The 23,662-nt window shown below is 60.4% G+C and carries 19 protein-coding genes; 7 read left to right on the top strand and 12 right to left on the bottom strand.

From position 1 onward, the window contains the following. Positions 1 to 25: 25 nt before the first annotated feature. Together LH464_RS21965 and LH464_RS21960 are read right to left on the bottom strand one after the other, a co-directional pair. Complete coding sequence (locus LH464_RS21965) at positions 26 to 1,576, bottom strand: ABC transporter substrate-binding protein (protein WP_226788553.1); 1,551 nt, start codon at positions 1,574 to 1,576, stop codon at positions 26 to 28. A gap of 261 nt (positions 1,577 to 1,837) precedes the next feature. After that, positions 1,838 to 2,884: a helix-turn-helix domain-containing protein gene (locus tag LH464_RS21960; protein WP_226788552.1), complete on the bottom strand. Its 1,047-nt coding sequence runs from the start codon at positions 2,882 to 2,884 to the stop codon at positions 1,838 to 1,840. A gap of 421 nt (positions 2,885 to 3,305) precedes the next feature. Here LH464_RS21960 and LH464_RS21955 point away from each other — a divergent pair, with 421 nt between their 5' ends. Beyond that, the gene (locus tag LH464_RS21955; RefSeq protein ID WP_226788551.1) at positions 3,306 to 4,256 is read left to right on the top strand and encodes a glycosyltransferase family 92 protein; all 951 of its coding nucleotides are present in this window, start codon (positions 3,306 to 3,308) and stop codon (positions 4,254 to 4,256) included. A gap of 252 nt (positions 4,257 to 4,508) precedes the next feature. Here LH464_RS21955 and LH464_RS21950 read toward each other — a convergent pair whose 3' ends face one another. From LH464_RS21950 to LH464_RS21905, 10 genes are all read right to left on the bottom strand, one after another. Continuing rightward, a complete protein-coding gene (locus LH464_RS21950) occupies positions 4,509 to 4,757 on the bottom strand; it encodes an NAD-binding protein (RefSeq protein WP_226788550.1) in 249 nt (82 codons plus the stop codon). A 25-nt stretch (positions 4,758 to 4,782) separates the two neighbouring features. Beyond that, positions 4,783 to 5,802 carry a UDP-glucuronic acid decarboxylase family protein gene (locus LH464_RS21945; RefSeq protein WP_226788549.1) on the bottom strand — a complete coding sequence of 340 codons (1,020 nt, stop codon included), beginning with the start codon at positions 5,800 to 5,802 and terminating at the stop codon, positions 4,783 to 4,785. 575 nt (positions 5,803 to 6,377) lie between these two features. Beyond that, positions 6,378 to 6,677 (bottom strand): hypothetical protein, encoded by a 300-nt coding sequence (locus tag LH464_RS21940; protein WP_226788548.1) that lies wholly within the window; start codon positions 6,675 to 6,677, stop codon positions 6,378 to 6,380. Next, the gene (gene cysG, locus LH464_RS21935) at positions 6,674 to 8,287 is read right to left on the bottom strand and encodes a siroheme synthase CysG (protein ID WP_226788547.1); all 1,614 of its coding nucleotides are present in this window, start codon (positions 8,285 to 8,287) and stop codon (positions 6,674 to 6,676) included. Before cysG ends, LH464_RS21940 begins: the two co-directional genes overlap by 4 nt. After that, positions 8,259 to 10,940, bottom strand: a complete 2,682-nt coding sequence (locus tag LH464_RS21930) for a nitrate reductase (protein WP_226788546.1) — start codon at positions 10,938 to 10,940, stop codon at positions 8,259 to 8,261. Before LH464_RS21930 ends, cysG begins: the two co-directional genes overlap by 29 nt. 1 nt (position 10,941) lies before the next feature. After that, a complete protein-coding gene (gene nirD, locus LH464_RS21925) occupies positions 10,942 to 11,277 on the bottom strand; it encodes a nitrite reductase small subunit NirD (RefSeq protein ID WP_226788545.1) in 336 nt (111 codons plus the stop codon). Between the two features lie 2 nt (positions 11,278 to 11,279). Next, positions 11,280 to 13,730 carry a nitrite reductase large subunit NirB gene (gene nirB, locus LH464_RS21920; RefSeq protein ID WP_226788544.1) on the bottom strand — a complete coding sequence of 817 codons (2,451 nt, stop codon included), beginning with the start codon at positions 13,728 to 13,730 and terminating at the stop codon, positions 11,280 to 11,282. An 18-nt stretch (positions 13,731 to 13,748) separates the two neighbouring features. Continuing rightward, the gene (locus tag LH464_RS21915; protein WP_226788543.1) at positions 13,749 to 14,984 is read right to left on the bottom strand and encodes an MFS transporter; all 1,236 of its coding nucleotides are present in this window, start codon (positions 14,982 to 14,984) and stop codon (positions 13,749 to 13,751) included. A 316-nt stretch (positions 14,985 to 15,300) separates the two neighbouring features. Beyond that, positions 15,301 to 16,512 carry a CmpA/NrtA family ABC transporter substrate-binding protein gene (locus LH464_RS21910; RefSeq protein WP_226788542.1) on the bottom strand — a complete coding sequence of 404 codons (1,212 nt, stop codon included), beginning with the start codon at positions 16,510 to 16,512 and terminating at the stop codon, positions 15,301 to 15,303. After that, positions 16,509 to 17,126, bottom strand: coding sequence for an ANTAR domain-containing response regulator (locus LH464_RS21905; protein WP_226788541.1), 618 nt, complete (start codon positions 17,124 to 17,126; stop codon positions 16,509 to 16,511). The genes LH464_RS21910 and LH464_RS21905 overlap by 4 nt, the downstream gene beginning before the upstream one ends. Positions 17,127 to 17,518: 392 nt before the next feature. Here LH464_RS21905 and LH464_RS21900 point away from each other — a divergent pair, with 392 nt between their 5' ends. The 6 genes from LH464_RS21900 to LH464_RS21875 are packed head-to-tail and all read left to right on the top strand — an operon-like array spanning position 17,519 to position 23,490. After that, a complete protein-coding gene (locus tag LH464_RS21900; RefSeq protein WP_226788540.1) occupies positions 17,519 to 18,457 on the top strand; it encodes an ABC transporter permease in 939 nt (312 codons plus the stop codon). 1 nt (position 18,458) lies between these two features. Then, complete coding sequence (locus LH464_RS21895) at positions 18,459 to 19,316, top strand: ABC transporter permease (protein WP_226788539.1); 858 nt, start codon at positions 18,459 to 18,461, stop codon at positions 19,314 to 19,316. 16 nt (positions 19,317 to 19,332) lie between these two features. Next, positions 19,333 to 20,865: an ABC transporter substrate-binding protein gene (locus LH464_RS21890; RefSeq protein WP_226788538.1), complete on the top strand. Its 1,533-nt coding sequence runs from the start codon at positions 19,333 to 19,335 to the stop codon at positions 20,863 to 20,865. A gap of 47 nt (positions 20,866 to 20,912) precedes the next feature. Continuing rightward, positions 20,913 to 21,221 carry an ATP-binding cassette domain-containing protein gene (locus tag LH464_RS24670; protein ID WP_255648579.1) on the top strand — a complete coding sequence of 103 codons (309 nt, stop codon included), beginning with the start codon at positions 20,913 to 20,915 and terminating at the stop codon, positions 21,219 to 21,221. Further along, positions 21,218 to 22,489: an ATP-binding cassette domain-containing protein gene (locus LH464_RS24665; protein ID WP_255648577.1), complete on the top strand. Its 1,272-nt coding sequence runs from the start codon at positions 21,218 to 21,220 to the stop codon at positions 22,487 to 22,489. Before LH464_RS24670 ends, LH464_RS24665 begins: the two co-directional genes overlap by 4 nt. A gap of 2 nt (positions 22,490 to 22,491) precedes the next feature. Beyond that, the gene (locus LH464_RS21875) at positions 22,492 to 23,490 is read left to right on the top strand and encodes an MsnO8 family LLM class oxidoreductase (RefSeq protein ID WP_226788537.1); all 999 of its coding nucleotides are present in this window, start codon (positions 22,492 to 22,494) and stop codon (positions 23,488 to 23,490) included. Positions 23,491 to 23,662 lie beyond the last annotated feature (172 nt).

Genomic DNA, 23,662 nt, shown 5'->3' with positions numbered 1-23,662 from the left:
AACGCACCGCATGCGGTCGCGGTGATCACGCGAAGTCGGCCTTGCTCAGGTCGATCGGTCCGCTTGGGAAGTAGTAGACCCCTTTCAGGTTCTTGGCGGCGCCGTGGAAATTGACAGCCGAGAAGAGCGAGAAGCTTGGCACCTTCGCGGCCATCAAAGGGAAGGTCTCGGAGGCGAGAACCTTCAGGCGCTCGGCCGGATCCAGTGTACCGCGTTCCTTGTCAAGCGAGGCGTCGATCTCCGGATCCGAGACCCCGTTGATCAGTGCCGCACCGGAGTGCCAGTTCGGGCGCAGCACCAGATCGGGCTCGGGCGAGCCGGTCATCCAGCCCACGTCGCACATGTGGCCAGCCCCTTGCCCGTCGCCGCCGCGATAGATTGCCTGCTCCCATGCCGCCGGTTCAAGGACCGTCAACTGCACGTCGAAGCCCACTTCCATCATCATGGCCGCGATCAACTCGCCATATTCCTTGGTCTTGGGATAAAAGCCGATCGAGGTGATGTACTCAAGTTGCGGCAGGCCTGCTCCACCAGGAAAGCCGGCTTCCTCCAAAAGACGCGCCGAGGCCTCAGGGTCGTATCTCGGATAGTTCTCGATTTCCGTATAGCCGAATTTCATCGGCGAGACGAAGCAGCTCGATGCCACAGCCGCGTCGCCCATCAGTTCGAGGATCTGGTCGCGGTCGATGGCATGGGCAGCTGCCAGGCGGATTCGGGGGTCGTCGAAGGGTGCCTTGTTGCATCGGAAGTGCAGATACTTGTTCTCAGTCGACAGGCCCTTGCGAACAGCGACGGTGTTATTGCTCAGAAGCGACTCGTACTGCTCGGGCTCAAGGCGCTCGGCGATGTGATATTCGCCGTTCATCAGGCCCAACACGCGGGTGTTGGCATCCGGCACATAGGCATAGACGATCTCGTCGATCTTCGGGCGCCCGCCGAAATACTCTTCGTTGGCCTCCAGATAGCTGCGGTCACCCTCGGTCTTGACGTATTTGAAGGCATTGGTGCCGTTCGGACGCTGCTGCAACAGGTCGGGCTTGGCAACATCGTCCGCCGAAAGGATCGGCAGGAAGCTCGAGACAAACCAGAAGGTCGAGGCGGGATAGCCGTATTTGCCGGTCTTGATGCGCACGGTCAGCGGATCCACCACTTCGACATCCACGCGGCCCGGATAATAGGACGCCGCCGGACGTGAGGGGTCCGAGGCATATTCGAACGTCGCCTTGACGTCTTCAGCGCCGAAGACCTTGCCATCGTGGAACTTCACGCCTTCGCGCAGCTTGAACTCGATGGTGTGCTCATCGATGATCTGCCAGCTGGTAGCGAGATCGGGCTCGAGAATATCGGTCTTGCCCTCTTCCATCGGCGCGCGGGTCAAGTGCGAGAAGACGATCTTCTCGAAATTGCCTTGGCCCAGAGTGGTGTGCGAGGTCGGGTCGAAGTTGCCGGTCAGCGGCCCCATCGAGGCCAAGACTACCGTCTTCTTGCTCTGGGCGTTGGCCACCAAAGGCATGCCCAGTGCGCCAAACGCCATGGCGGCGCCGGCGCCGGCCAGTATCTGTCTGCGAGTTGTCATGGGAACTACTTTCTCCTCTGGAGCTGCTCTTGAGGCGCACCCCTGCGACCTCGGCAGCTTGAATGGTTTCTTCGGGCCAGCCGCCTTCTTCTTGAACGACTTACTGTCACTGGGCCGATGCAGCCTATTCCCATTTCCATGGAAAACACTTGATCGAGCGAACGTTTTTCTTGTTCCAACGGACGTTTGGCCTGATCGATCTGGAGATCGGCGTGAACGCTGCAGAGGGGCATCAATCTTGCCAAGGAAGGCGCAGACCGCTCAGCGCGCGGCGCGAAGACGCGTTGGGCTCATCCCGAAGGCACGCGTGAAAGCGCGCGAGAAGGAGGCAAGCTCGGAATAGCCTAGCACTTGGGCTACTTCGGTAACCGTGACGCCCTCGCGGCACAGAAGGTCGCGAGCGCGGTCCATCCGACATTGCTGCCAGTAGGCCTCCACCGATGTGCCCATCAATGCGCGAAAGCCCTCTGTCAGCCGTGTGCGGCTCAATCCGACTTCGCGGGCGATCTCGGCCAGCGAGCCCATCCGGTCAAGTCTTGCCGCCAGAATTCCGGCCGTGAGTGTCACTGCTTCGGCGGTGCCGGGAGACAGCGTGACGCTTACACCCTGGCCGTCAACGGGAAGTTCAACCGCGGCCTTGTAGATCAGTGCAAGGATCTCAAGGTAGCGCGAGCGGACGAAGGCACGCCTTGCGCCGCTTGTGAAGGGACAGGCCAGGAGTTCGTTCACCGCAAAGATCATGCGTCCATCAAGCGGCAGCGACAAGTGGTGCGGCATGTCACTGTGCCCGGGGTCGACAAGAAAGGACAGGTGCGCGGGCACGTGAGAAGCGGTCGTCTCAAGGAAGCGCAGCACGGCCTGAGGGCGCAACCACAGACATGCGGTGCGCCAGTCATCGCTTGGAGACGAGATCCGCTCGATTTTCGTGCCGCCAGGATAGCGCGTGACCATGCATGACCGACTTGGCTGATCCACATCAGCGTAGTCCTCGATGCTTTCAAGCCCGCGCCCACCAAGGCGCAAGCAGAAGTGGAGCCAGTCGCCCCCCTCAACAATCTGATGGTGATGGCCGATGTGCGCGAAGGGGCGCGGCGTAACGCTGCCGGTGAAAGCTACGGCATCCGGCTCGAACTGGATTAAATCCTGATGAAACGAATTGCCATCCACTTCCGAGCGCACAACCAAGCCGCGATCATCGTCATAGTAACTGCCCTCAGGTTCGGCAGGCGAACCATAGAAGGCTTCGACCATCCCGCGGTCAAAGAGCATTTCGTTGGTGAAGGGCATGCTGAGTTTGGAGCCCCGCATCGACGTGCTGCACTTATTGCGGACAGGCAGGCAGGAAGTCATGCGCGCAGTATGCATTGGCAGCCCGATTCAGTTGTCGAACGATGCGGAGGAATCCGACTGCCGGATAAACTGTCAGCCTTGCCGTGCTTGGTCAACCGGCGACTGCCATGTTCGGAGCTTCGGCAACGCAGCTCACTGCGCGGCACGGTAGGCGTTGAGTTCCGGCATGGGGTGAATCGCGTTGAGGCAAATCTTTTGGCAACGACGTTTTTGGGATCTATGCATTCGACGGCCGCTTTGCCGTACACAAAAGGGTTCATCAGCCGGTTCTGCAAGTATCAGACGGCCCGTCGGTCCCTGGGGCGCCTCTGCTCTGGTGATGTTTCACATGATCCGCTAATGACGCCAATTCCGCGATGGAATTGACACTGGAGACGCAATGGCGTGGTTTCGAAAACGAAAGTCGCTCATAAAGGTCGTATCGGTTTCCCCGCCGCTGCCTAGATCCGATCGTGACGGGATTGCCATCGCTGTGTGCGTTCGCAATGAAGGGGCATACATTGCGGAATGGGCTATGTTCCATCAAGCAGTCGGTGTTCGGCACTTCATTGTCTACGACAATGGTTCAACAGATAGTACGGTGGATGCCATTCGAAAGGCTGTGGGGTCGGCCCAGGTCACGATTATACCTTGGGCCGGACAAGTGCGCGCCACCAAGAGCGAGCAACTGCTCGATGGGCAGGTTTTTGCATTCGCCCACGCGATTCTCAATTTTGGCGACCAGTTCAAGAGAATGGCGTTTATCGATGCCGACGAGTTCCTCTTGCCGCGACAGGGCGCAACTATCGAAGAGTCACTGGCGGCGACCGAGGACTTCCCGAACGTCTCCTTGCCTTGGCACATGTTCGGGACAAGTGGCCACAAATCCAAACCGGAGGGACCAGTTCTAGGCAATTATACAAGACGAAGTGCTGATCCTATGAGCAGGCACGAGCACGTGATGAATTTCAAATGCATCGTCGATCCGTGTGAAGTTTGCGAGGTATCGGTCCATCAATTTAAAACCCGCACTTACGGCGAGTTGACCAGCAATGACGCGGGTTACCGGACAACGCGTGACGGTCGCAAGGATCGGCGCTTCTATTCCAACTCGAACCTGCAGTTGAACCATTACTACAGCAAGTCTCACGAAGAGGTGGCGGAGAAGATTGGTCGCGGTTCAAACTATGCTGTTACGTCGCAAGAAGTCACCAATCGAATCCTGTCGACCTTGAATAGCATTGAGCAGGATGAGGTACAGGATCGAGCAATGCTGGATTTTGTGTCAAAGCATACCGTAAGCTTGGGGCAGGAAATGGCCGCACCGAGCGGGGATGACTTAAGGGTGTAGGCCGTCTTCACACGTCCAAAAATGAGCCGCTTATGGATCATGTGTCTGCTGACGGAGGATGACGTTTTCAACGTTCGCCTGTGGATCCCTCTGGTTAGCACTCCCCGCGGCGGGGCAGCATAACCGTGAAAACAACCCCGGCATTTTAGCCGGGATGTCGAGGCCAGAATGTTCGGGATTACCGAGCAGCTGAACCAGTAAGCTCACTCATGACTTCGGAATGTTCACATTCGAAATTTTGGGACGCTTGCGTCACTTGATGCCCGTTTGTCTGGAACGCCGTCCCTTGGATGCGACACGGTGTCCCGATGCGATGTAGTTCAAAGCCGGCACTTTCAACCTTCTGAACGTCCAGGATGTTGCGAAGATCGATAAGAATTGGCGTATTTGTGGCAGCTGCTCTTCGTTGCTGTCAACGCAGATAACCGAATGGCCTAGCTTCGAAAAACACGCGCCAGAGACAAGGCCGACATAGCCCGATCCAACAACTACGATGTTCATTGCGGTACCTTTTGAGAATGTGCGTTTATTCAGCTGCGCTTGTAGCAGGTCGCATTCGGAGTTCAGCTTCGAAGTACTTGATGGTGCGAAGCAGCCCTTCGCGTAGGCTGATGACGGGAGCCCAATTGAGCAGTTCCTTTGCCTTGCTGATGTCCGGCCTGCGGCGCTTCGGGTCATCTACAGGTAGGGGAAGGCGGGTGACTGAGGACTTGGACCCCGTCATTTCGAGGACGAGATGGGCAAGTTCTTCGATGGTGAACTCGTCGGGATTTCCGAGATTTACCGGGCTATTGGCGGTCTCGCTGCGCATGAGCAAATCGAAGCCGCGAATAAGGTCAGAAACGTAGCAGAATGAGCGTGTCTGGCTGCCATCCCCGTAGACCGTCAGTGGCTTTCCCAATAGAGCCTGGATGACGAAGTTCGAGACGACGCGGCCATCGTCAGGCTGCATGCGGGGTCCGAACGTATTGAAGATGCGGACTATCCGAACCGTTACACCGCGGGTCTTGCCGAAGTCGGTGAAGAGTGTCTCGGCAAAGCGCTTTCCTTCGTCGTAACAGGAACGTGGACCCACAGGATTGACGTTTCCCCAATAACTCTCGGGCTGCGGATGCATTTCCGGATCGCCGTAAACCTCAGACGTTGAGGCGTGGAAAACGCGAGCTCCGTCTTGTTCTGCGCGACGCAGCACATTCCATGCGCCTTGACAGTTAATCATGGCGGTCGACACTGGATCCGCTTGATAGTGAATGGGAGATGCGGGGCAGGCGAGATTGTAGATCTCCGAGAACGGCGGAAGCGTATTGGGGATTTCGCTTCTGATGTCGTGCTGCACAATCGTCAGCCGATTGGTGGCGCTTAGATGCGCTAAGTTCGCCGCTCTGCCCGTGTGGAAGTTATCGAGGCAATAAATGTGGTTTCCGCGAGAAGCCAAAAGTTCAGATAGATGAGACCCTAGAAAGCCGGCTCCACCCGTTATGAGAATGTTTGAATCGGTTGCCGGTTGCCTCAGGCGATGGCTATCGACCGCTTCAGTATGCGTCATTTGTGCTCCTAGAGGGTAATCTTGGGCGGGTTATCTGAAAATGATGCTGGAGCGCGACGGCACCACAGTTGCAGCCTCACGACCTCTCATTTGCGAAGCCGAGCGACGTCCTATTTCATATGATTCAAAACGATCAGCAACGACAAGTCGTGGAATATAGGGATCTCGCTTGGTGTCCTCTAAGTAGTCACCTTTCAGTATTTTTTCTTCGCTCGAGCCGTCTAAAATGCGATGTCGCAAATATCTTTAAAGAAAGCCGATTAAATCGGCTTTCATCTCACCCTTCAGCCATCAAGTTTCTTTTTATGTTTCCGATCTCTAATATTGATCGAAGGTTTGATCACGATGGCATATCTACAATTGATCCAAATTTGACCTGTTTCGATATCGTTGGATATTCCTGAAATCTGTTTCGGCCCCGAATGAGACCTCGACCCTCACCCACCCACGACCAAAATTGAAAAGCAGAAAGCCCTTTACACGGGGCTTTCTGCGTTTCGCAAGCTAGCAAACGTCGCTCGGCAACCGGCGACGTGTTTCTGAAAACGCGAGATTGGTGAAGCCCTCGATTTGACTCAGGTCCCGATGGGGCTGATCCGCAAGTGGGCTGCAAGGCTGATCGCCGACAGGATAATGCCGGCGGACGGGATCGGGATCCTCACTGCGGTTCCGAGCAACACCCCGGCAGATGCAATGCCCGCGCCGGACCACGGCCCGCTGGCAAAGGCGATCCCAAGAGCAGCCAAGCTGACCGTGCTGGCGATCGTCGTAAGGGGGGCGGACCCGGCATTGACGCTGAAGATGCTGACGAACCGCGGCCAGCTGAGCGCCAGCGCCATCACAAGAAGCAGTGCAGACGCCAGTTGCAGTGTCATCGACTACCTACCTCCGCACGGAAACGGTGTTCGGCGAAGCCGTCACACCCTGTCCCGGCGCAGATGCCCGGACGAGCCGCAAGGGCACTGCCGATCGCGATCAGGACCGGGTTGTCGTAACCAACCTTGCGGATACCTTCGGACAATGCGGCAAGGTCTCCTCGCCATTCGTGCTGGCTTGGGCGGCTGACATCGCTCATGACGACCACAGGTGTAGACGGTCGCAGGCCTTCGGCGGTCAGCCGTTCTGCGATAAGGGATGCGGTGCGGCCACCCATGTAGAACACAGTTGTCGTGTTCGGATCGGCGACGGAGCGCCAGTCGACATCGGCCGGCAATCCGCCTTGGCGGGAATGGCCGGTGATGAAGCGGACGGACTGGGCATGATCGCGGTGAGTCAGCGAAATGCCGAGCTGTGATGCCATGGCACTTGCGGCCGTAATGCCCGGAACAACGTCGACAGGAATGTTCTCACGGTCGAGATGGGCGATCTCCTCGCCGGCCCGGCCAAAGATCATCGGATCGCCGGATTTGAGGCGAACGACCCGCTTTCCGGCTCTGGCGAGCTTCACCATCATGGCGTTGATGTCCTCCTGGCGGCAACTGGCGCGCCCGCCGCGTTTTCCGACGAGCATGCGCTTGGCCTCACGGCGGGCGAGTTCCAGCACCTCATCCGACACGAGGTCGTCGAACAGGATGACGTCGGCGGCCTGAAGGGCGCGGACAGCCTTCAGCGTCAGGAGTTCGGCGTCGCCTGGACCTGCGCCGACGAGTGTGACGTGGCCGCTGGTGGGCCTTTTCGCAATGCTCTCGGCATCAGCAAGAAGCGCCCCGGCAATATCCTCTTCCGGCGTGTTCATACCCATGAAGGCGCGATCGACGAAGCGTTCCCAGAAGGCGCGTCGCTGTTGGCCAGTGGCCAGTCGGGTATTGACGCTATCGCGAATGGCCTGGGCGAGGGATGCCCAGGCCTTCAGGCTTCGCGGCAGAAGCGTCTCGATCCTGCGGCGGATTGCTTGCGCCAGGATGGGGGCGGCCCCGTCGGTCGAAATGGCGACGACGACCGGCGAGCGGTTGACGATCGAACCAAACTGGAACTGGCACAATGCGGGCTTGTCGATGACATTGACGGGTACACCGGCCGCCTGTGCGGCCCTGAAGAAGCATCTGGCTTCTTCCTCTTCCTCACAGTCGGCGATGGCTAGTGCGACACCTGTGAAGCTGTCCGCGGACCATGCACTTTGGTGGTGAACGTAGCAACCGCGACTGGATTCATCTTTGACTCTCGCCCGGACTGCACGGTGATGCTTCTCGAGGTTTAGATCCGCTTCCCCAGACACCACGTCCCTTCTCGCCAACTGCGGGGAAAAGGGGGTATTGATGGATAGCCTCTTATCCAAGATCAATTTGGCAAAGGCCTCAGAAAGCTCTTCAGCATAAACATGCACTTCGGCCCCGCAGGCTGCCAGTAACTCGGCTTTCCAGGCTGCGGCATCTGATCCGCCGGCGATTACGACCCGCTTGCCGTCCAGCGACCAGAAGACAGGCAGTTTAGCGAGCGGCTCCATACGGGCAGGACTGTCATTCCGCGGCGGTTGCAACACATCCATCGATGATTCCCCTGATCTCTGCGCGGCATGAGCCGCAGTTGGTTCCGGCATTCAGTTCCTTGCCGACGGCCTCGACCGTGCGGCATCCGCCGCGAACCGCCGTAACGATCTGGTTGACGCCAACGGAAAAGCAGGAGCAGACCGTCGCTCCTGGATCCTGCCGGCCAGCGCCGGGACGGCCGGCAACGATCGTAAAGCGCTTTCGCAGGTTGCAATGCTCGGCGGAAAGCTGGGAAACGGCCCAGTTGCGGGCGACGGCAACTGGGTCGCGAGCAAGGAAGAGGGCGGCAAGCAGGCGGTCGCCATCGAAAAAGGCGAACCGCAGGTCTCCGGTCTGGTGATCGGCATAGCCGAGCGGTTCGGCATAGCCGGGAAGGGCGAACGTTTCTCGGCACCACGCGGTCCAGTCAACGGCGTCGCCGATGAACGCGAGCTCAATCCGCCACCCGCCCTCGGCCTTGGCGAGCGCCCAGTAGTCCGCCTGTGGGGCTATCGGCTTGGTTGCGGACACGGCGAAGCCGTAGAACGAGACCGAGAAGGGGCGGGCGGCGACGGCAACGTTCTTCGATGCGGGCTGGCCGGAGACCTTGTCTGTCAGTGGTGGCACGAGCGCGCTGATCCGGGCCTTCGCCGCGAACTGGTCGTTCCAATGCATCGGCACGAAGATGTTGCCGCGCGCTTGGCGTTCGGTGATCAGCGCGCGAATCACCACTTTGCCGTGTGAATTTTCCAGCTCCACGAGTCCAGCATTGCCAATACCGATTTCCATTGCGTCGTGCGGATGAAGCTCAGCGAAGGGTTCAGCGATGTGTGAGGAGAGGCGGGGGCTTTTCCCCGTGCGCGTCATCGTATGCCACTGGTCGCGAATACGGCCGGTGTTGAGCGTAAAAGGGTGGCCGGCTGTTGTCCGGTCCGTCTCGGGCGGCACGACGGCGACGAAACGGGCTCGGCCATCGGGATGGTAGAAGCCGCCACTGGCAAAGAACCGCGTGGTTTCGCCTGGTTGTGATGAGGCAAGCTGCGGCGACCCATCGACGCCAGGCGCCGGCCATTGGAACGGCTGCATTGCCCCGTAGGCATGCTGCTCGATACCGGTACAGGTGCCAATGTCGAAATCGCGGCTGCCGTCATTCTCGTAGGCGGACAGGGCGGCATGCTCTGCGAAGATCTCTGCTGGAGAGGCGTAAGCGAAGCCCGTAAAGCCCATGCGACGAGCAACTTCGGAAAGCTGCCACCAGTCTGCACGGGCCTCGCCCGGTGGCGGCTGGAATGGCCGCTGACGCGAGATGCGGCGCTCGGAATTGGTGACCGTGCCGTCCTTTTCTCCCCAGCCGAACGAAGGCAACAGGACATGCGCGTGTCGGGCCGTGTCGGTAATTTTCAGGAGGTCTGAGACGACGACGAATGGACAGGCCTTGATCACGGCCTCGACCGCATCCGCGTCTGGCATCGACACCACTGGATTGGTCGCCATGATCCAGAGCGCCTTGATGCGGCCATCGGCCACTGCCTCGAACATGTCGACTGCCTTGAGGCCAGGACGCGCCGCAATCGTCGGCGATTTCCAGAAGCGCTGCACCCGAGCGCGGTCGGTGGTACTCTCGATTGCCATGTGGGCAGCGAGCATGTTGGCGAGCCCGCCGACCTCGCGCCCCCCCATAGCATTCGGCTGTCCCGTTAGCGAGAATGGCCCCATTCCCGGGCGACCGATGCGGCCGGTCGCCAGGTGACAGTTGATGATGGCATTGACCTTGTCGGTTCCCGACGACGACTGATTGACGCCCTGGCTGTAGCAGGTCACAACCTTTGGGGTTCGCTCGAAGAGACCGAAGAACTGGCGCAGTTCGCTGGCGTCGAGGCCGGTCCTGTCCATGAGGTCGGCAAAACTTAATGCGCTGGCGACGGTAAAGGCCTCGCCGAAACCCAGTGTATGCGCGGCCAGATAGTCCTCGTCGATCGCCGTGCTCTTTGCGAGGTGGGCAAGCAGGCCGTTGAAAAGCGCCACGTCGCCATCGGGCCGGATCGCCAGATGCAGGTCAGCGATATCGGCAGTCATCGTGCGACGTGGATCGATCACGACCACCTTCAAACCGGGACGGGCAGCTTTGGCGGCGGCTATACGCTGGTAGATGACCGGATGACACCAAGCGAGGTTCGAACCAGTCAGGATGACGAGATCGGCAAGCTCCAAGTCCTCGTATGCCCCCGGAACAGTGTCAGAACCGAAGGCGCGCCGATGGCCGGCCACCGAGGACGACATGCAAAGCCGCGAATTGGTGTCGATGTTGGCCGAGCCGATGAACCCCTTCATCAGCTTGTTGGCGACATAATAGTCCTCAGTCAGGAGTTGTCCGGAAACGTAGAAGGCGACGGAGTCCGGCCCGTGCTCGGCAATGGCTGTGGAGAACTGCTGTGCCACCAAATCGAGCGCCTCATCCCATTGCGCCTGCCGACCATCGATCTGCGGGTGGAGGATGCGACCGTCGAGATCGACCGTTTCGCCAAGTGCCGATCCCTTGGAACAGAGCCGGCCATAGTTGGCCGGATGGTCTGCATCACCCCTGACGGAAACAGTTCCGTCTTTTGCGATCTTTGCGACGACACCACAGCCGACGCCACAATAGGGGCAGGTTGTCTTGACCTCCGTCTCCATCCTATTCGGCCGCCATCAGGAGGCTTTCAAGGGCTATGGACAGGACGCCGTTCTCGTTGCGGATCGGGATCGTTTTTACCACGCCTGCGTCAGCGCCGAGCGCTTTGCCGGTCTCGAGAGAAATCACCCAGTTGTGCAATGGGCAAGTCACGGCCTTTCCATGCACGATCCCCTGCGTCAGCGGTCCACCCTTGTGCGGGCAGTGGTCTTCGATGGCAAAGACCTCGTTCTCGGCTGTGCGAAACACGCCAATCTTACCCTGTGGTGTGCTCACGCAGCGAGCGCCGCGCAGTGGGATGTCTTCGATTCTGCCGATTTGATGCCAGTTCATGTCCATTTTCACTCCGCTGCCTGGCTGAAACCGACCGTCGCCATCGGCTTGAACTCGTGTTTGTCCTTGCCGGAAACGCGTTCCGACCAGGGGTCGACCTGGGCAAATTTTTGGGAAAAGACGAAGCTGGCGTAATAGGCCTTGCGCTTGTCCGCATCATCCATGATCTGGCGACGGATCTCGTCGAGCCCGATGCGCTTGGCCCATTTGTAGATGCGCTCTAGATACCGGGCCTGCTCGCGATACATCTGTGTCAGCGCTACGATATGCTCCAGCGCCTCGTCCTCGGTCCTGACGAGACCGAGGACCTCGGTGCCCTTGATGTCGAGACCGGCCGCGCCTGCAAAATGGATCTCAAAGCCTGAATCGACGCAGATCACCCCGATATCCTTGCAGGTCGCCTCGGCACAGTTGCGGGGACAGCCGGAGACCGCCAGCTTCAGCTTGGCAGGCGTCCACGACCCCCACATGAATTTCTCGATGCGGATGCCAAGGCCGGTGGAGTCCTGGGTGCCGAAACGGCACCAGTTTGAGCCGACGCAGGTCTTTACCGTGCGAAGACCCTTGGCATAGGCCTGGCCGGAGACGAAGCCGGCCTGTCCAAGGTCGGCCCAGACGGCCGGCAGGTCTTCCTTCTCAATGCCGAGAAGGTCGATGCGTTGGCCGCCGGTGACCTTGACAAGCGGGATCTCGAACTTGTCGACGACATCGGCGATGGTGCGCAGTTCGTTTGCATTGGTGACGCCGCCCCACATGCGCGGCACGACGGAATAGGTGCCGTCCTTTTGGATGTTGGCGTGGACACGCTCGTTGATGAAGCGGGATTGATAGTCGTCGGCATATTCGTCGGGCCAGTCGCAGACGAGATAGTAGTTAAGCGCCGGGCGGCATTTGGCGCAGCCGCACGAGGTTTTCCATTCCAGCTCCTGCATGACGGCCGGAATTGCCTTCAGCCCCTTCGCCTTGATGAGACGGCGCACATCGTCATGGCCAAGCTCGGTACAGCCGCACATCGGCTGAACTGCAGCAGGGCTGTAGGTGTCGCCAAGTGTGAGCGTCATAAGCTGCTCAACGAGCCCGGTACAGGAGCCGCAGGAGGCGGAAGCCTTGGTATGTGCCCGGACTTCGTCCAGCGAGGTGAGGCCCTTCGCCGTAATCGTTGAGGTGATTTTGCCCTTGCAGACGCCGTTGCAGCCGCAGATTTCTGCATCATCCGGCAAGGCTGCAACGGCCGCCATAGGGTCCAGCGGGGACCCTCCTTGGTAGGCCTGTCCAAAAATCAGGGTCTCCCGCATCTCGGAGATGTCGGTCGCCTTCTTCTTCAGGTCGTTGAACCATGCGCCATCGGAGGTCTCACCGTAAAGAACCGTGCCGATGATCCGGTTTTCCTTCAGTACCAGACGCTTGTAGATGCCGGCGGACGCGTCGCGCAGCACGATCTCCTCGCGGTCGTCACCGTCGGTGAAGTCTCCAAGCGAGAAGAGCTCGATGCCTGTTACCTTGAGCTTGGTGGGTGTATCGGAATGGACGAAACTGGCCGAGCGGTCGCCGGAAAGGTGGGATGCGGCGACACGCGCCATCTCGTAAAGCGGAGCGACAAGGCCATAGACCTGCCCGTCGACCTCGGCGCATTCACCCAGTGCCATGATGCTGCCATCCGATGTCTGCATTCCGTGATCGACGACGATGCCGCGGTTGATGGCGAGCCCCGCATCCTTGGCGAGCCCGACGCTGGGGCGAATGCCGACCGCCATGACGACGAGCGTCGCCGGGATGATCCGGCCGTCGTCCAGCTCGATGCCCTCAACCTTGCCATCGCCGACTATGGCCTTGGTATTGGCCTTGCAGATGACCTTGATGCCGCGCTCCTCCACCGCCTTTTGCAAAAGGTATCCGGCTGCCGGATCGAGCTGGCGTTCCATCAGCGTCGGCATGACGTGCAGCACGGTGACATCCATGCCGCGGCTTGCCAGACCGGCTGCGGCTTCAAGTCCGAGCAGGCCGCCACCGATGACGACTGCCTTCTCGCGTGATTGGGCGGCAAGCAGCATCGCCTGCACGTCGTCGAGGTCGCGATAGGTGATGACGCCGCGCAGGTCCTTGCCTGGTACCGGGATGATGAACGGTACCGACCCCGTGGCGATCACCAGTCTGTCATAGGACTCGGTAACGCCGTGGTCGGATGTGACCGTCTTTCTGGTCCGGTCGATTTCGACGATCTTGTGGCCCTTGTAGAGTGTGATGCCGTGCTTGATGTACCAGCCGTCGCCGTGGATGATGATCTCTTCGTAGTCCTTCTCACCGGATAGAACCGGGGAGAGCATGATGCGATCGTAGTTGACACGCGGTTCGGCGTTGAAAATCGTAACCTGGTACGTGCCAGGCGCCTTCTCGAACAGGTGTTCCAGCATACGTCCCGGCGCCATGCCGTTACCGATGATGACGAGTTTCTCGGTCATATTCCCTATTCCTTTTGATCAGGTGGCGGCGACGGCGGATACGGAAAGCCCGCGACGGTCCATCTGCTTGATCGACATGTGCATCCACACCAGCGAGACTGCGACGACGGCAAAGAGGAGGAGGAAGCAACTCGACCAGAGGCCCGTAACGTCCTTCAGGAGGCCGAATGCGATTGGCAGCACGAAGCCACCGAGTCCTCCGACCATGCCGACAACGCCGCCGACGGCGCCGACACTGTCCGGATAGTATGCGGGGATGTGCTTGTAGACGGCCGCCTTCCCGAGGCTCATGACAAAACCGAGCACGAAGACGACGAGGATGAAGATCGCAGGCGTGACGCCTGCCGGAAGTGACAGGATGAGCGTCGCAACCGCCGACACGCCGAACATCCAGTACATGACGCTGCGCGCCCCCTTTCTGTCCGAAAGCATGCCGCCAAAGGCACGGAAGATGCTGCCGGGGATGGAATAGGCAGCGGCGATCATTCCAGCGGCGGCGATATCAAAGCCGTAGACGCCGACAAGGTAACGCGGCAGCCAGAGTGAGAGGGCGACAAACCCGCCGAATGCGAAGAAATAGTAGAGCGAGAAACGCCAGACCTGCGCATTCTTCAATGGTGCGAATTCCTGGGCGAGGCTGCGTTGTGGAGCCTTGCCCTCGCGGCGAGCGCGAAAGGTCGGATCGTCGGTTGTCGTGAACCAGAAGATGATGGCGGTCATCGCGAGGACCACCGCCCAGATCTGCGCGACCGCCTCCCAGCCCCAGGCGATGAGCACGAACGGGGCGGCGAATTTGGTGACGGCAGCACCGACATTGCCCGCGCCGAAAATGCCCAGTACCGTCCCCTGCTTCTGTGGCGGGAAGAAGGGCGAAATATAGGCAACGCCCACTGCGAACGACCCGCCGGCCAGCCCCACGCCGAGGCCCGCAAGCAGCATTTGCGGAAAGGTCGTGGCATAGGAAAGCAGGAAGGTGGCGACCGCTGCCGCCAGCATGGTCAGCGTGTAGACAAGGCGACCACCGTAACGCGTCGTCCAGACGCCCAGCACGATGCGCACGAGCGAGCCAGTGAGGATGGGCGTGCCGACGAGAAGGCCGAACTGGGCTTCGCTAAGGCCAAGGTCATCCTTGATGCGAAGGCCAATGATCGCGAAGATCGTCCAGACAGCGAAGCAGATGGTGAAGGCGAAGGTTGACGAGAAAAGGGCGATTGCGGGTTCGCCGGCGGACAGAGGCTTCTTGTGCTCGGACATGGCTTCTCCGTGGCCCGACAACGTCGTGCCGATCCATCTTGGGGTTGAAAACAAAAAAGCCGCTGGCCAGGTAAGCGCGGCACGGTTCGACCGTTTGGCGCAGGATCCTGATCAGCGGCTTTGCTGGGGGCGCCCACCGTTGGACGCCGAATTCATGGCCCGAAGGCCTGCTAGTAGAAAAGCAATTGGCGTGCCAGTTCTACAAGCGATTGATATCAAGCAATAATATAAGATTTACCCGGACATCACGCTTCAGCATGCGTTCAATGACGGTGCAGTTGGCGCCACTTTTTGTGCAGCGCGCATAAAATAAGCGCTACGAAGATTGCGCCGCGATATAGGCATCTACGTCGTCCGGATCGAAACGCCCGCCGTCGAAGAAGCCATCGGGTCCAAGCGTTAAGGCGCCGGAAGAGCCGACCGGCGTCTCCACTGTCAGAGCTCCCTCCACTTTGGAACTGGCAGACGGAATGGCGATGCCGGACGTCTTCAGGGCAGACCGGTAGATGTCCGGGCGGTATGTCTCCGCTGCGATGCGCTGGTTTTCGGGGCTGTGGCTGATCTGCCGCCAGCGCACCATCTGAGTGTAGAACCAGAGAGCGTGGCTCCTCCAGGGAAAGGTCGCAGCCTTGGCGTTCGGCACAAAGAAGTCCCCGACGCTTCGTACCACACCGCCGCCGACGGACAGCTGGCCGCTGAGCGCCGGCATGAGGAGTGCCGCATCGCGTCCGACATAGGCCGGCTGTGCGAGGATTTCTGCCAGTTCCATGTGGTTTTCAGGTCGTCCGCACCAGACAGACGACTGGTAGAGGGCCACAAGCAGTGCGGTCATCGCCTCCGGATTGGCTTCACGCCACCTTGCATTGACGCCGAGTACCTTTTCGGGGCTCGACTTCCAGATCGCCGCCTTGACGGTCGCAAGGTGCCCGCCACGCTTTAAGACACCAAACGTGTTCCAGGGTTCCCCCGCGCAGTAGCCGTCGATGACGCCCTCGGCAAGCGCATCCCCCATGTCCGGCGGTGGCAGCACGACGATCTCGATGTCGTGGTCCGGATCGATGCCGCTTGCCGCGAGCCAGTAGCGCATTTCGTAATTGTGACCTGAATAGGGATGAACGACGCCGAAACGCAATGGCTCGCCCTTGCGCGCACGGACGACTTTGCAAAGAGCCGCCCCGTTGGCGAGCGCATCGAGATCGGGCGTCGCGTTCTCGTTCGCCATCTCCTGCCAGAGCGCAGCGGAGACGGTGATGGCATTCCCCCCGAGGCCGAGTGCCATCGGCACGACCATATTTGGTGCTGGGGCGCTGAGGCCAAGATTACAGGCGATCGGCATGGGGCCAAGAATATGAGCGACGTCGAAATGGCTGACCGCCAACCGGTCGCGGATAGAGGCCCAGGAACGCTCCCGCACAAGCCTCAGTTCGACCGAATGTTCTTCGGCAAACCCTTTCTCCTTGGCGACGACGAGGAGGGCGCTGTCGAGTAGGGGGACGAAGCCGGCGGTGATGTGATGTCTCGTCGTCATTCTTTCGTTCCCGGATCGAGCAGGCTGGCAGCCGTGACAAGGCTCTCGGCGATCTCGGCGATCTTGCGGTTCTGGTTCATGGCTGTGCGCCGTAGCAGTGCATAGGCTTCCCCTTCCGAAAGCCCCCGCGAGCGCATCAAGAGCCCCTTCGCCCGATCGATCACCTTGCGGTTCTCCAGCTCCCCACGCGTCTCTTCCAGTTCCCGGTTGAGGCGTGAGAAGGCATTGAAGCGGCTGATCGCCATCTTGAGGATAGGCCGGACGCGCTCCTGCTTGAGGCCGTCGACGATATAGGCTGAGACGCCCGCCTCGACTGCCGCCTCGATCGAGGCCTCGTCGGATTTGTCGACGAACATGGCAATCGGCCGCCTCACGGCGCGGGAAATCTGGAAGATACTCTCCAGCATGTCGCGGTTAGGGTTTTCGAGATCGATGACGATGACATCCGGATTGACGTCGGAGATGCGCCTCGCCAGTCCATTCATATTGTCGATAATGGTGACGTCGGCATAGCCGGCCTCGTGCAGACCCTGCTCTATGATGGAGGCGCGGATGCTGCTTTCATCAATGACGAGGACGCGAAGATCGCCGGGAATAGAAGACCTGCCTGCCAAAGGGTTATCGCCAGCCCGAGGTGCCGAGACTGCGAATAGCACCAAGAATGTGCAGGTATCGGTTTATTGCCATGCTTTCTCGCACCGCCTTGCCACAGCCAGGGTCGATAGATGCAATAATATAGCCTGACGATCAAGCTATTCACGGAATTCCCACTCTGAAGCGTCTGTGTGGCTTTAGTCCGGCGATCACTGCTATCAACGGCATGGGCTACGTGTTGCTGCCCTGGTGCGAGTGCCATCATCTGCCTATCGCTACCTCGAAGAGATCAACCGGGCCTTCGCAGAAGTCAGTTCCGGACGGTCCGACGACGACGGCTATCCTTGACAGCAGTATTGCTGTTGACATTCAAATGTGAAGTTGATTATTCCGCTCAAGAAATCGGAAAATCATGTTATCTTCACTCTTCCATCGCCTGTCAGCCGCATTTTTTCTGCTCTTGGCTATCTCGATCGCCGGATTTGCGATTCTTCATCTCATGCCTGGCGATTACGTCGCCGTGCTCATGACCGCGCAGAGTGACGGCATTCCGCCCTCAGCTTTGGAAGTCGCCGCTTATGCTGCCGCCAACGGGCTCGATGCGCCCATGCCCGTGCAATATCTGCGCTGGTTGGTCGCGGTTCTCACTGGCGATCTCGGCCAGTCGTTTTCGCAGGGACGCCAGGTTGCGACCATGCTCGGCGCGGCCGCCTGGAATTCCGCGACATTGACCGCCACCGTCGTGGCGAGTGCCCTTGTTCTGGCTCTGCCCGCGGCAATTGCCGCCGCGCTCAGGCCAAATTCCATTCTCGACCGGGCTCTCATGCTGTTTTCGGTTGCTGGTATGTCGATCCCGACTTTCTGGTACGCCTTGCTGGCAAGCCTGCTTTTTGTCTTGCATCTGCGCTGGCTGCCGTCCTCAGGCTTCTCCACGCCAATCCACATCATCCTCCCCACGCTGGTCGCGGCAACGGGCATTGCGGGCTTTCTCGCGCGCTACCTGCGCAGTCTGTTGCTCGAGGAAATTCAGCGTCCCCATGTCCTGGCGGCCCGCGCGCAGGGCTATAGTGCCATCGGCGTGCTGTTGCGCCATGCGCTGCCCAATGCCCTGCCGCAGATCCTCACAGTCATGGGTACGCAGATCATCCATGTGTTCGAGGGCATGCTGGTCATCGAGACGATCTTCAACTGGCCCGGCATGGGCCGCCTGTTCGTGTCGTCGCTGATGAACCGCGATTTCCCTGTCATGCAGGCCTGTTTCCTGACCATCGGTGGAGGATATGTACTGATCAATCTGGCCGTCGATGTGTCCGTGACACTGCTAGACCGTCATTCCAAAGGAGCGGTGTGAGATGGCGAGCTACCGCCAGGGTCACGGCGAAGGCCGGTTCGCCGTCGCCGGCCGGCGTCTCGGACGCGCCACACTGGTCGTGATCGCCGCCCTGCTCATTCTCCTGCCGATCTTCGGACCGATGCTGGCCCCGAACGATCCCGAATATGCCGATATCCTGACCCGCATGCAGCCGCCTTCGGCGCAATATCCGCTTGGCACCGATGCAATGGGCCGGTGCCTGTTCTCGCGTCTCTTGTGGGGCGCGCGGATCACGCTTGTGTGGTCGGCGGTGATCGTTGCGGCTGCGGCAAGCATCGGAACGCTGATCGGGCTCTATTGCGGCTACCGGCGCGGCTGGGTCGATCTGGTGATGATGCGCCTGGTGGAGGGTGTGTCGGTGCTGCCCTCGCTGGCCATCGCGGTGGTTATTTCAAGCGTACTCGGCCTTGGCCTCTGGGCACTCGTGATCAGCCTCATCGCCGTTCACTGGACTGGATATGCCCGCCTTGTGCGCAATACGATCGTCGGTGAGAGCGGCAAGCTTTATGTCACGGCCGCTCGCGCCATGGGCGCGCCTTCCTCGCGCATCATGCTGCACCATCTTCTTCCGAATATCGGCAGCCCGCTGCTGGTGCTTGCCACCCATTCGATGTCGGCGATGATGCTGTCATTTGCTGGCCTCTCCTACCTGGGCCTCGGGGTCGAGCCCGGAGTGGCGGAATGGGGCCGCATCATCGCCGATGGCCGCAATCACATGCGCACGGATCCGCGCCTCGTCGTGGCACCCGGCCTTCTCATCATGGCTATCATCATCAGCCTGAACCTCATCGGAGACGCCTTGGCAGACCTTTGGCGCTCTGGCTCTTCAATTCAATAGACTCAAGGAAACTGACATGCACAGACGAACCTTTCTCTCCCTCGGAGCAGCGCTGGCCGCAATCACGGCGGCAGGCTTTCCCGAAGAGGTGCTGGCAAAGAAAGGCGGCACGCTTGTCGTTGGCCTGCAATCGGAAGAACTGCCCCTCAAGCCTGAAAGCGCCCGTTCGCGCTTCTATACGCGTGCCGATGTCTGCGACACGTTGGTTCAGCTCGACCGCGACATGATCCTGCAGCCCGGCCTCGCCACTTCGTGGGAGCGTATCTCTAAGGAGACCTGGCGCTTCAAGCTGCGCGAAGGCGTCACGTTCCATGACGGCACCGCTTTCGATGCCGCCAGCGTGAAGAACGCCCTTGAGAAGATCACCGCGCTGATGCCCTATGCCGCCGGCCTGCTGCAGCTCAAGGAAGTGCGCGTCATCGATCCGCTGACAGTCGAAGTCGAGACGCTGGCGCCCTTCGCCTCGCTGCCCAACCAGCTTACGGACGCTGTAACCGTTATCCATGGCGCCGCCTCGTTCGACGCCAACGGCAAGTTCGTCAAGCCGATCGGCACCGCTGCGTGGAAATTCGTCGAGTACATCCCGCAGGATCGCACCATCCTCGAACGTTTCGACGGATACTGGGGCGAGACAAAAGCGGCCTTCGAGCGCGTCGAATTCGTACTTATCCCTGACGACCAGACGCGCGTCATTGCACTGGAGACCGGCGAGATCGATATTCTTATCGACGTGCCGCGCGGCGACATCACGCGTATTGAAGCGACGGAAGGCCTGCAGGTGATCTCCGCACCGATCTCGGGCGTCAATTACGGCGCCTTCAATTGCGCAGAAGGACGCCCGCTTTCGGATCGGCGCCTCCGCCTCGCCCTCAATTATCTGATCGACCGCGAGCTGGTAGTGAAGGCCGCGCTCGACGGCTTCGGTCGCCCCGCCTGGCAGTTCTTCGCGCCGGGTTACCGTTGGCTGCCGCAGAATGTCACGCCCTATCGCCATGATCCGGAGGAAGCAGCCAAGCTATTCACCGAAGCCGGCTACACCAAGGTCGACGGCAAGTGGGGCAAGGATGGCGAGCCGCTGGTCCTGAATGTGCAGGCCTATCACAACGGAACCGGCAATGGCTTCATTGCGGAGGCGATGGTGGCGCTGTTCAAGCGCGAAGGCATCGACGCCACGCTGAACGCGGGCACCTACGACGGCATGGTCGAGTTCGCCAAGCGCGGCGACTATGATATCGCCGTTCAGTATTGGACCGCCGAAATGACGGCTGATCCCGACCTGCACCTGACGTCGCAGTTCAAGAGCGACGCGGGGATGAACTGGCAGAGCTGGAAGAACGAGCGCTTCGATGCCCTGGTCGACAAGGGTCGCACGCTGGATCGCGGCACCGAATGGGACGCCGTCTACACGGAAGTGCAGCAGATTCTTCAAGACGACGCGCCGATCATTCCGCTGTCCCACGCGATCTTCGTCAATGCCTTCCGCAGCGAGCTCAAGGGTCTGGTGATCCATCCGGCCCGCCTCTACAACCTCAAAGCGGTCACCGCCTAACAGCGAGGGCCCGCGCCGGATCACTCGCGCGGGCCACTTTTGGTTTCATGGACAATCAGCCACTTTTCTCACTGCGCGACCTGCGTCTGCGTTTTCACACCCGCCATGGCGATGTCGAAGCGCTGCGTGGAATTTCGTTCGATCTCCAGCGCGGCCAGACGCTGGCCATCGTCGGCCAATCGGGATCCGGAAAATCGATTGCAGCACTGGCTGCCCTGCGGCTGGTCTCGCCCAAGGCTGCCTATTCGGTCGCCGGCTCGGCCCGTTTCGACGGACAGGAACTGCTGGATGCACCCGAGGCCACGTTACGTGGGTTGCGCGGCTCGCGGATTTCCTATGTTTCCAGGAGCCGATGACGGCGCTCAATCCGATCGTGTCGATCGGCAAGCAGATCGTTGGCGCGATCCGCCTGCACCGCAGGATCAGCGTCCAGCTCGCCCATGCCGAAGCGCTCCGGCTGCTGGGCGAAGTCGGCATTCCCGACCCGTCCGCGCGAATGAATGCGATGGCGCACGAGCTTTCCGGCGGCCAGCGCCAGCGCGTGCTCATTGCGATAGCGATCGCCAACAACCCGGACCTGCTGATCGCCGATGAACCCACGACGGCGCTCGACGTTACCATACAGGCGCAGATCCTCGATCTCCTGAAAGAACTGCAAGAACGCCACGGCATGGCGATGCTGTTCATCAGCCATGATCTGGATGTGGTCGCCCACATGGCCGACCACATCGCGGTCATGCATGGCGGCGAGATCATCGAAACCGGGCTTGCCGAGCAGATCCTGTCGGCGCCCCGCCACCCGGTGACCCAACAGCTCGTCGCGGCACGGCCGACGGCAATGCAGCCCGCTGCTTCGCCCGAAGACCATCCGCTGCTGGCTGTCGAAAATCTCTCCATCACCTATCAGGGAAAACCTCGTTTCTGGAGCCGCAAAGCTCCGAAACCCGTTGTCGACGGCGTTGGTCTTGCGCTCCATCGAGGCCGCACACTGGCGCTGGTGGGCGAAAGCGGCTCCGGCAAGACTTCGACCGCGCTGTCGCTTGCCGGCCTCGTACCCCACGCGGGAACGATCCGCACCGACGGCCTCGGCCCGCGCGATATCCAGATTGTGTTCCAGGATCCGTTCGGCGCGCTTTCGCCGCGTATGCGTATCGCCGGCATCATCGCCGAGGGCCTCACGATCGCACGGCTGCCCAGTGCAGAGATCGCACAACGCACGGAACAAGCCCTTGCCGACGTACAGCTTCCGGAAAGCGTTCTCACCCGCTATCCGTCGGAGCTTTCGGGTGGCCAGCGTCAGCGCGTCGCCCTTGCCCGCGCACTGGTACAACGGCCAAAGATCGTCATCCTCGACGAGCCAACCTCAGCTCTCGACCTGCCGGTGCAGGCGAAGGTTCTCGACATGCTGCGCGACCTGCAGGAGCGTTACGGGCTGGCCTATCTGTTCATCAGCCACGACCTTCGCGCCGTCAGTGCCATCGCTCACGATATCGCCGTGATGCGGGCCGGGCGCATCGTCGAAACAGGCACGACAGCCGCCGTTCTGGCGGCACCGGCCCATCCCTATACCCGAGACTTGCTCGAAGCCGCCTTCCCAGCTTTGGCTTCCACCGAAGGAAATTAATCATGAAACTTTCGATCGTCGATTCCCTTGAACATGCGCCCGGCAAGACCAGCGCCGAGACGATCCAGGACTGTCTTGCGCTCGCCCGCCATGCCGAGGCCGTCGGCGTCCATCGCTATTGGGTGGTGGAGCACCACAATGTCGCCTTCGAGGCCTGTCCGTCCCCCGAAATCATGGTGGCCGTCCTTGCCGGCGCCACGTCCCGCATGCGCATCGGCACGGGTGGCATCCTTCTCAACAATTACAGCCCCTACAAGGTCGCTGAACAGGCCCGCACATTGGCTGCCCTCTATCCAGGCCGCATCGATATCGGTTTCGGCCGTTCGATCTCGGGCGTCGGGCCAGACCTTGCGCTGAAGCGGGATCGCGAGGCCGTTCGCGGCGACGATCAGGCCACGCTGGTCGAGGAACTGGTGGGCTGGCTATCTGGCGCACCGCACGAAGACGGGCCTTTCACGGGTATGGCGATCATGCCTGACATGCCTGGCGGCCCTGAGCCGTGGAACCTGGCCGGCAGCGCCACATCCGGCGCGTTGACAGGTCGCCTAGGCCTGTCGCTCGCCTGCTCTGGCTTCCATCGGCCAGAACTCGTGCCCGAGGTCTGTGCCGCCTATCGTGAGGCCCTCGCTACCGCACATCCCGGTCGGTCTCCGCAAATCATGCTGGCATTAAAAGGTGCCGTGGCCGAGACCCGCGAGGAGGCTGAGCGTCTCTTCCTGCCGCTGCGGCTGGTCAACGCCGGTCGACGCACGGGGGGCATTTTCCCGCCCTTTCTGCCGACGGTCGAGGAGGCGCTTGCCCAATGCGGCGGCTCGGTGCCCCCGGTCGATGCGCTGTCGACCCGGTTCACGACGATGTCCGTGGAAGAGCTGCGCGCGCATATGAAGTCAATGATGGCGGAGAACGGCGTGACCGAACTTCTTTTCCGCCTTGGCCTCGCCGACCCGGTGGCCAAGCGCAAGATGGTAAGCCTTCTGGTCGAGGCGGTAGCGGATCTTTAGCGTGGTGGGCAATGTCAGAGTAACTTCGCCAAAGCACGCCTTCGGTAATGATGCGCGCATCAGGCTACCGTTCCGGTGACAGCTTTCAAGTGTAGCTGACAGGGTTCCGGATGATGGCACGAGATAACGACCTTGACCTTTCAATCCGGGTTAACCTGATGTGGTGGATGGC

Origin of the sequence: Pseudorhizobium xiangyangii, from assembly GCF_020531965.1 — a bacterium.
Taxonomy (GTDB): Bacteria; Pseudomonadota; Alphaproteobacteria; order Rhizobiales; family Rhizobiaceae; genus Neorhizobium; species Neorhizobium xiangyangii.
The sequence above is the reverse complement of the archived record's forward strand: the minus strand, read 5'-3'. Positions and strand labels throughout refer to the sequence as shown.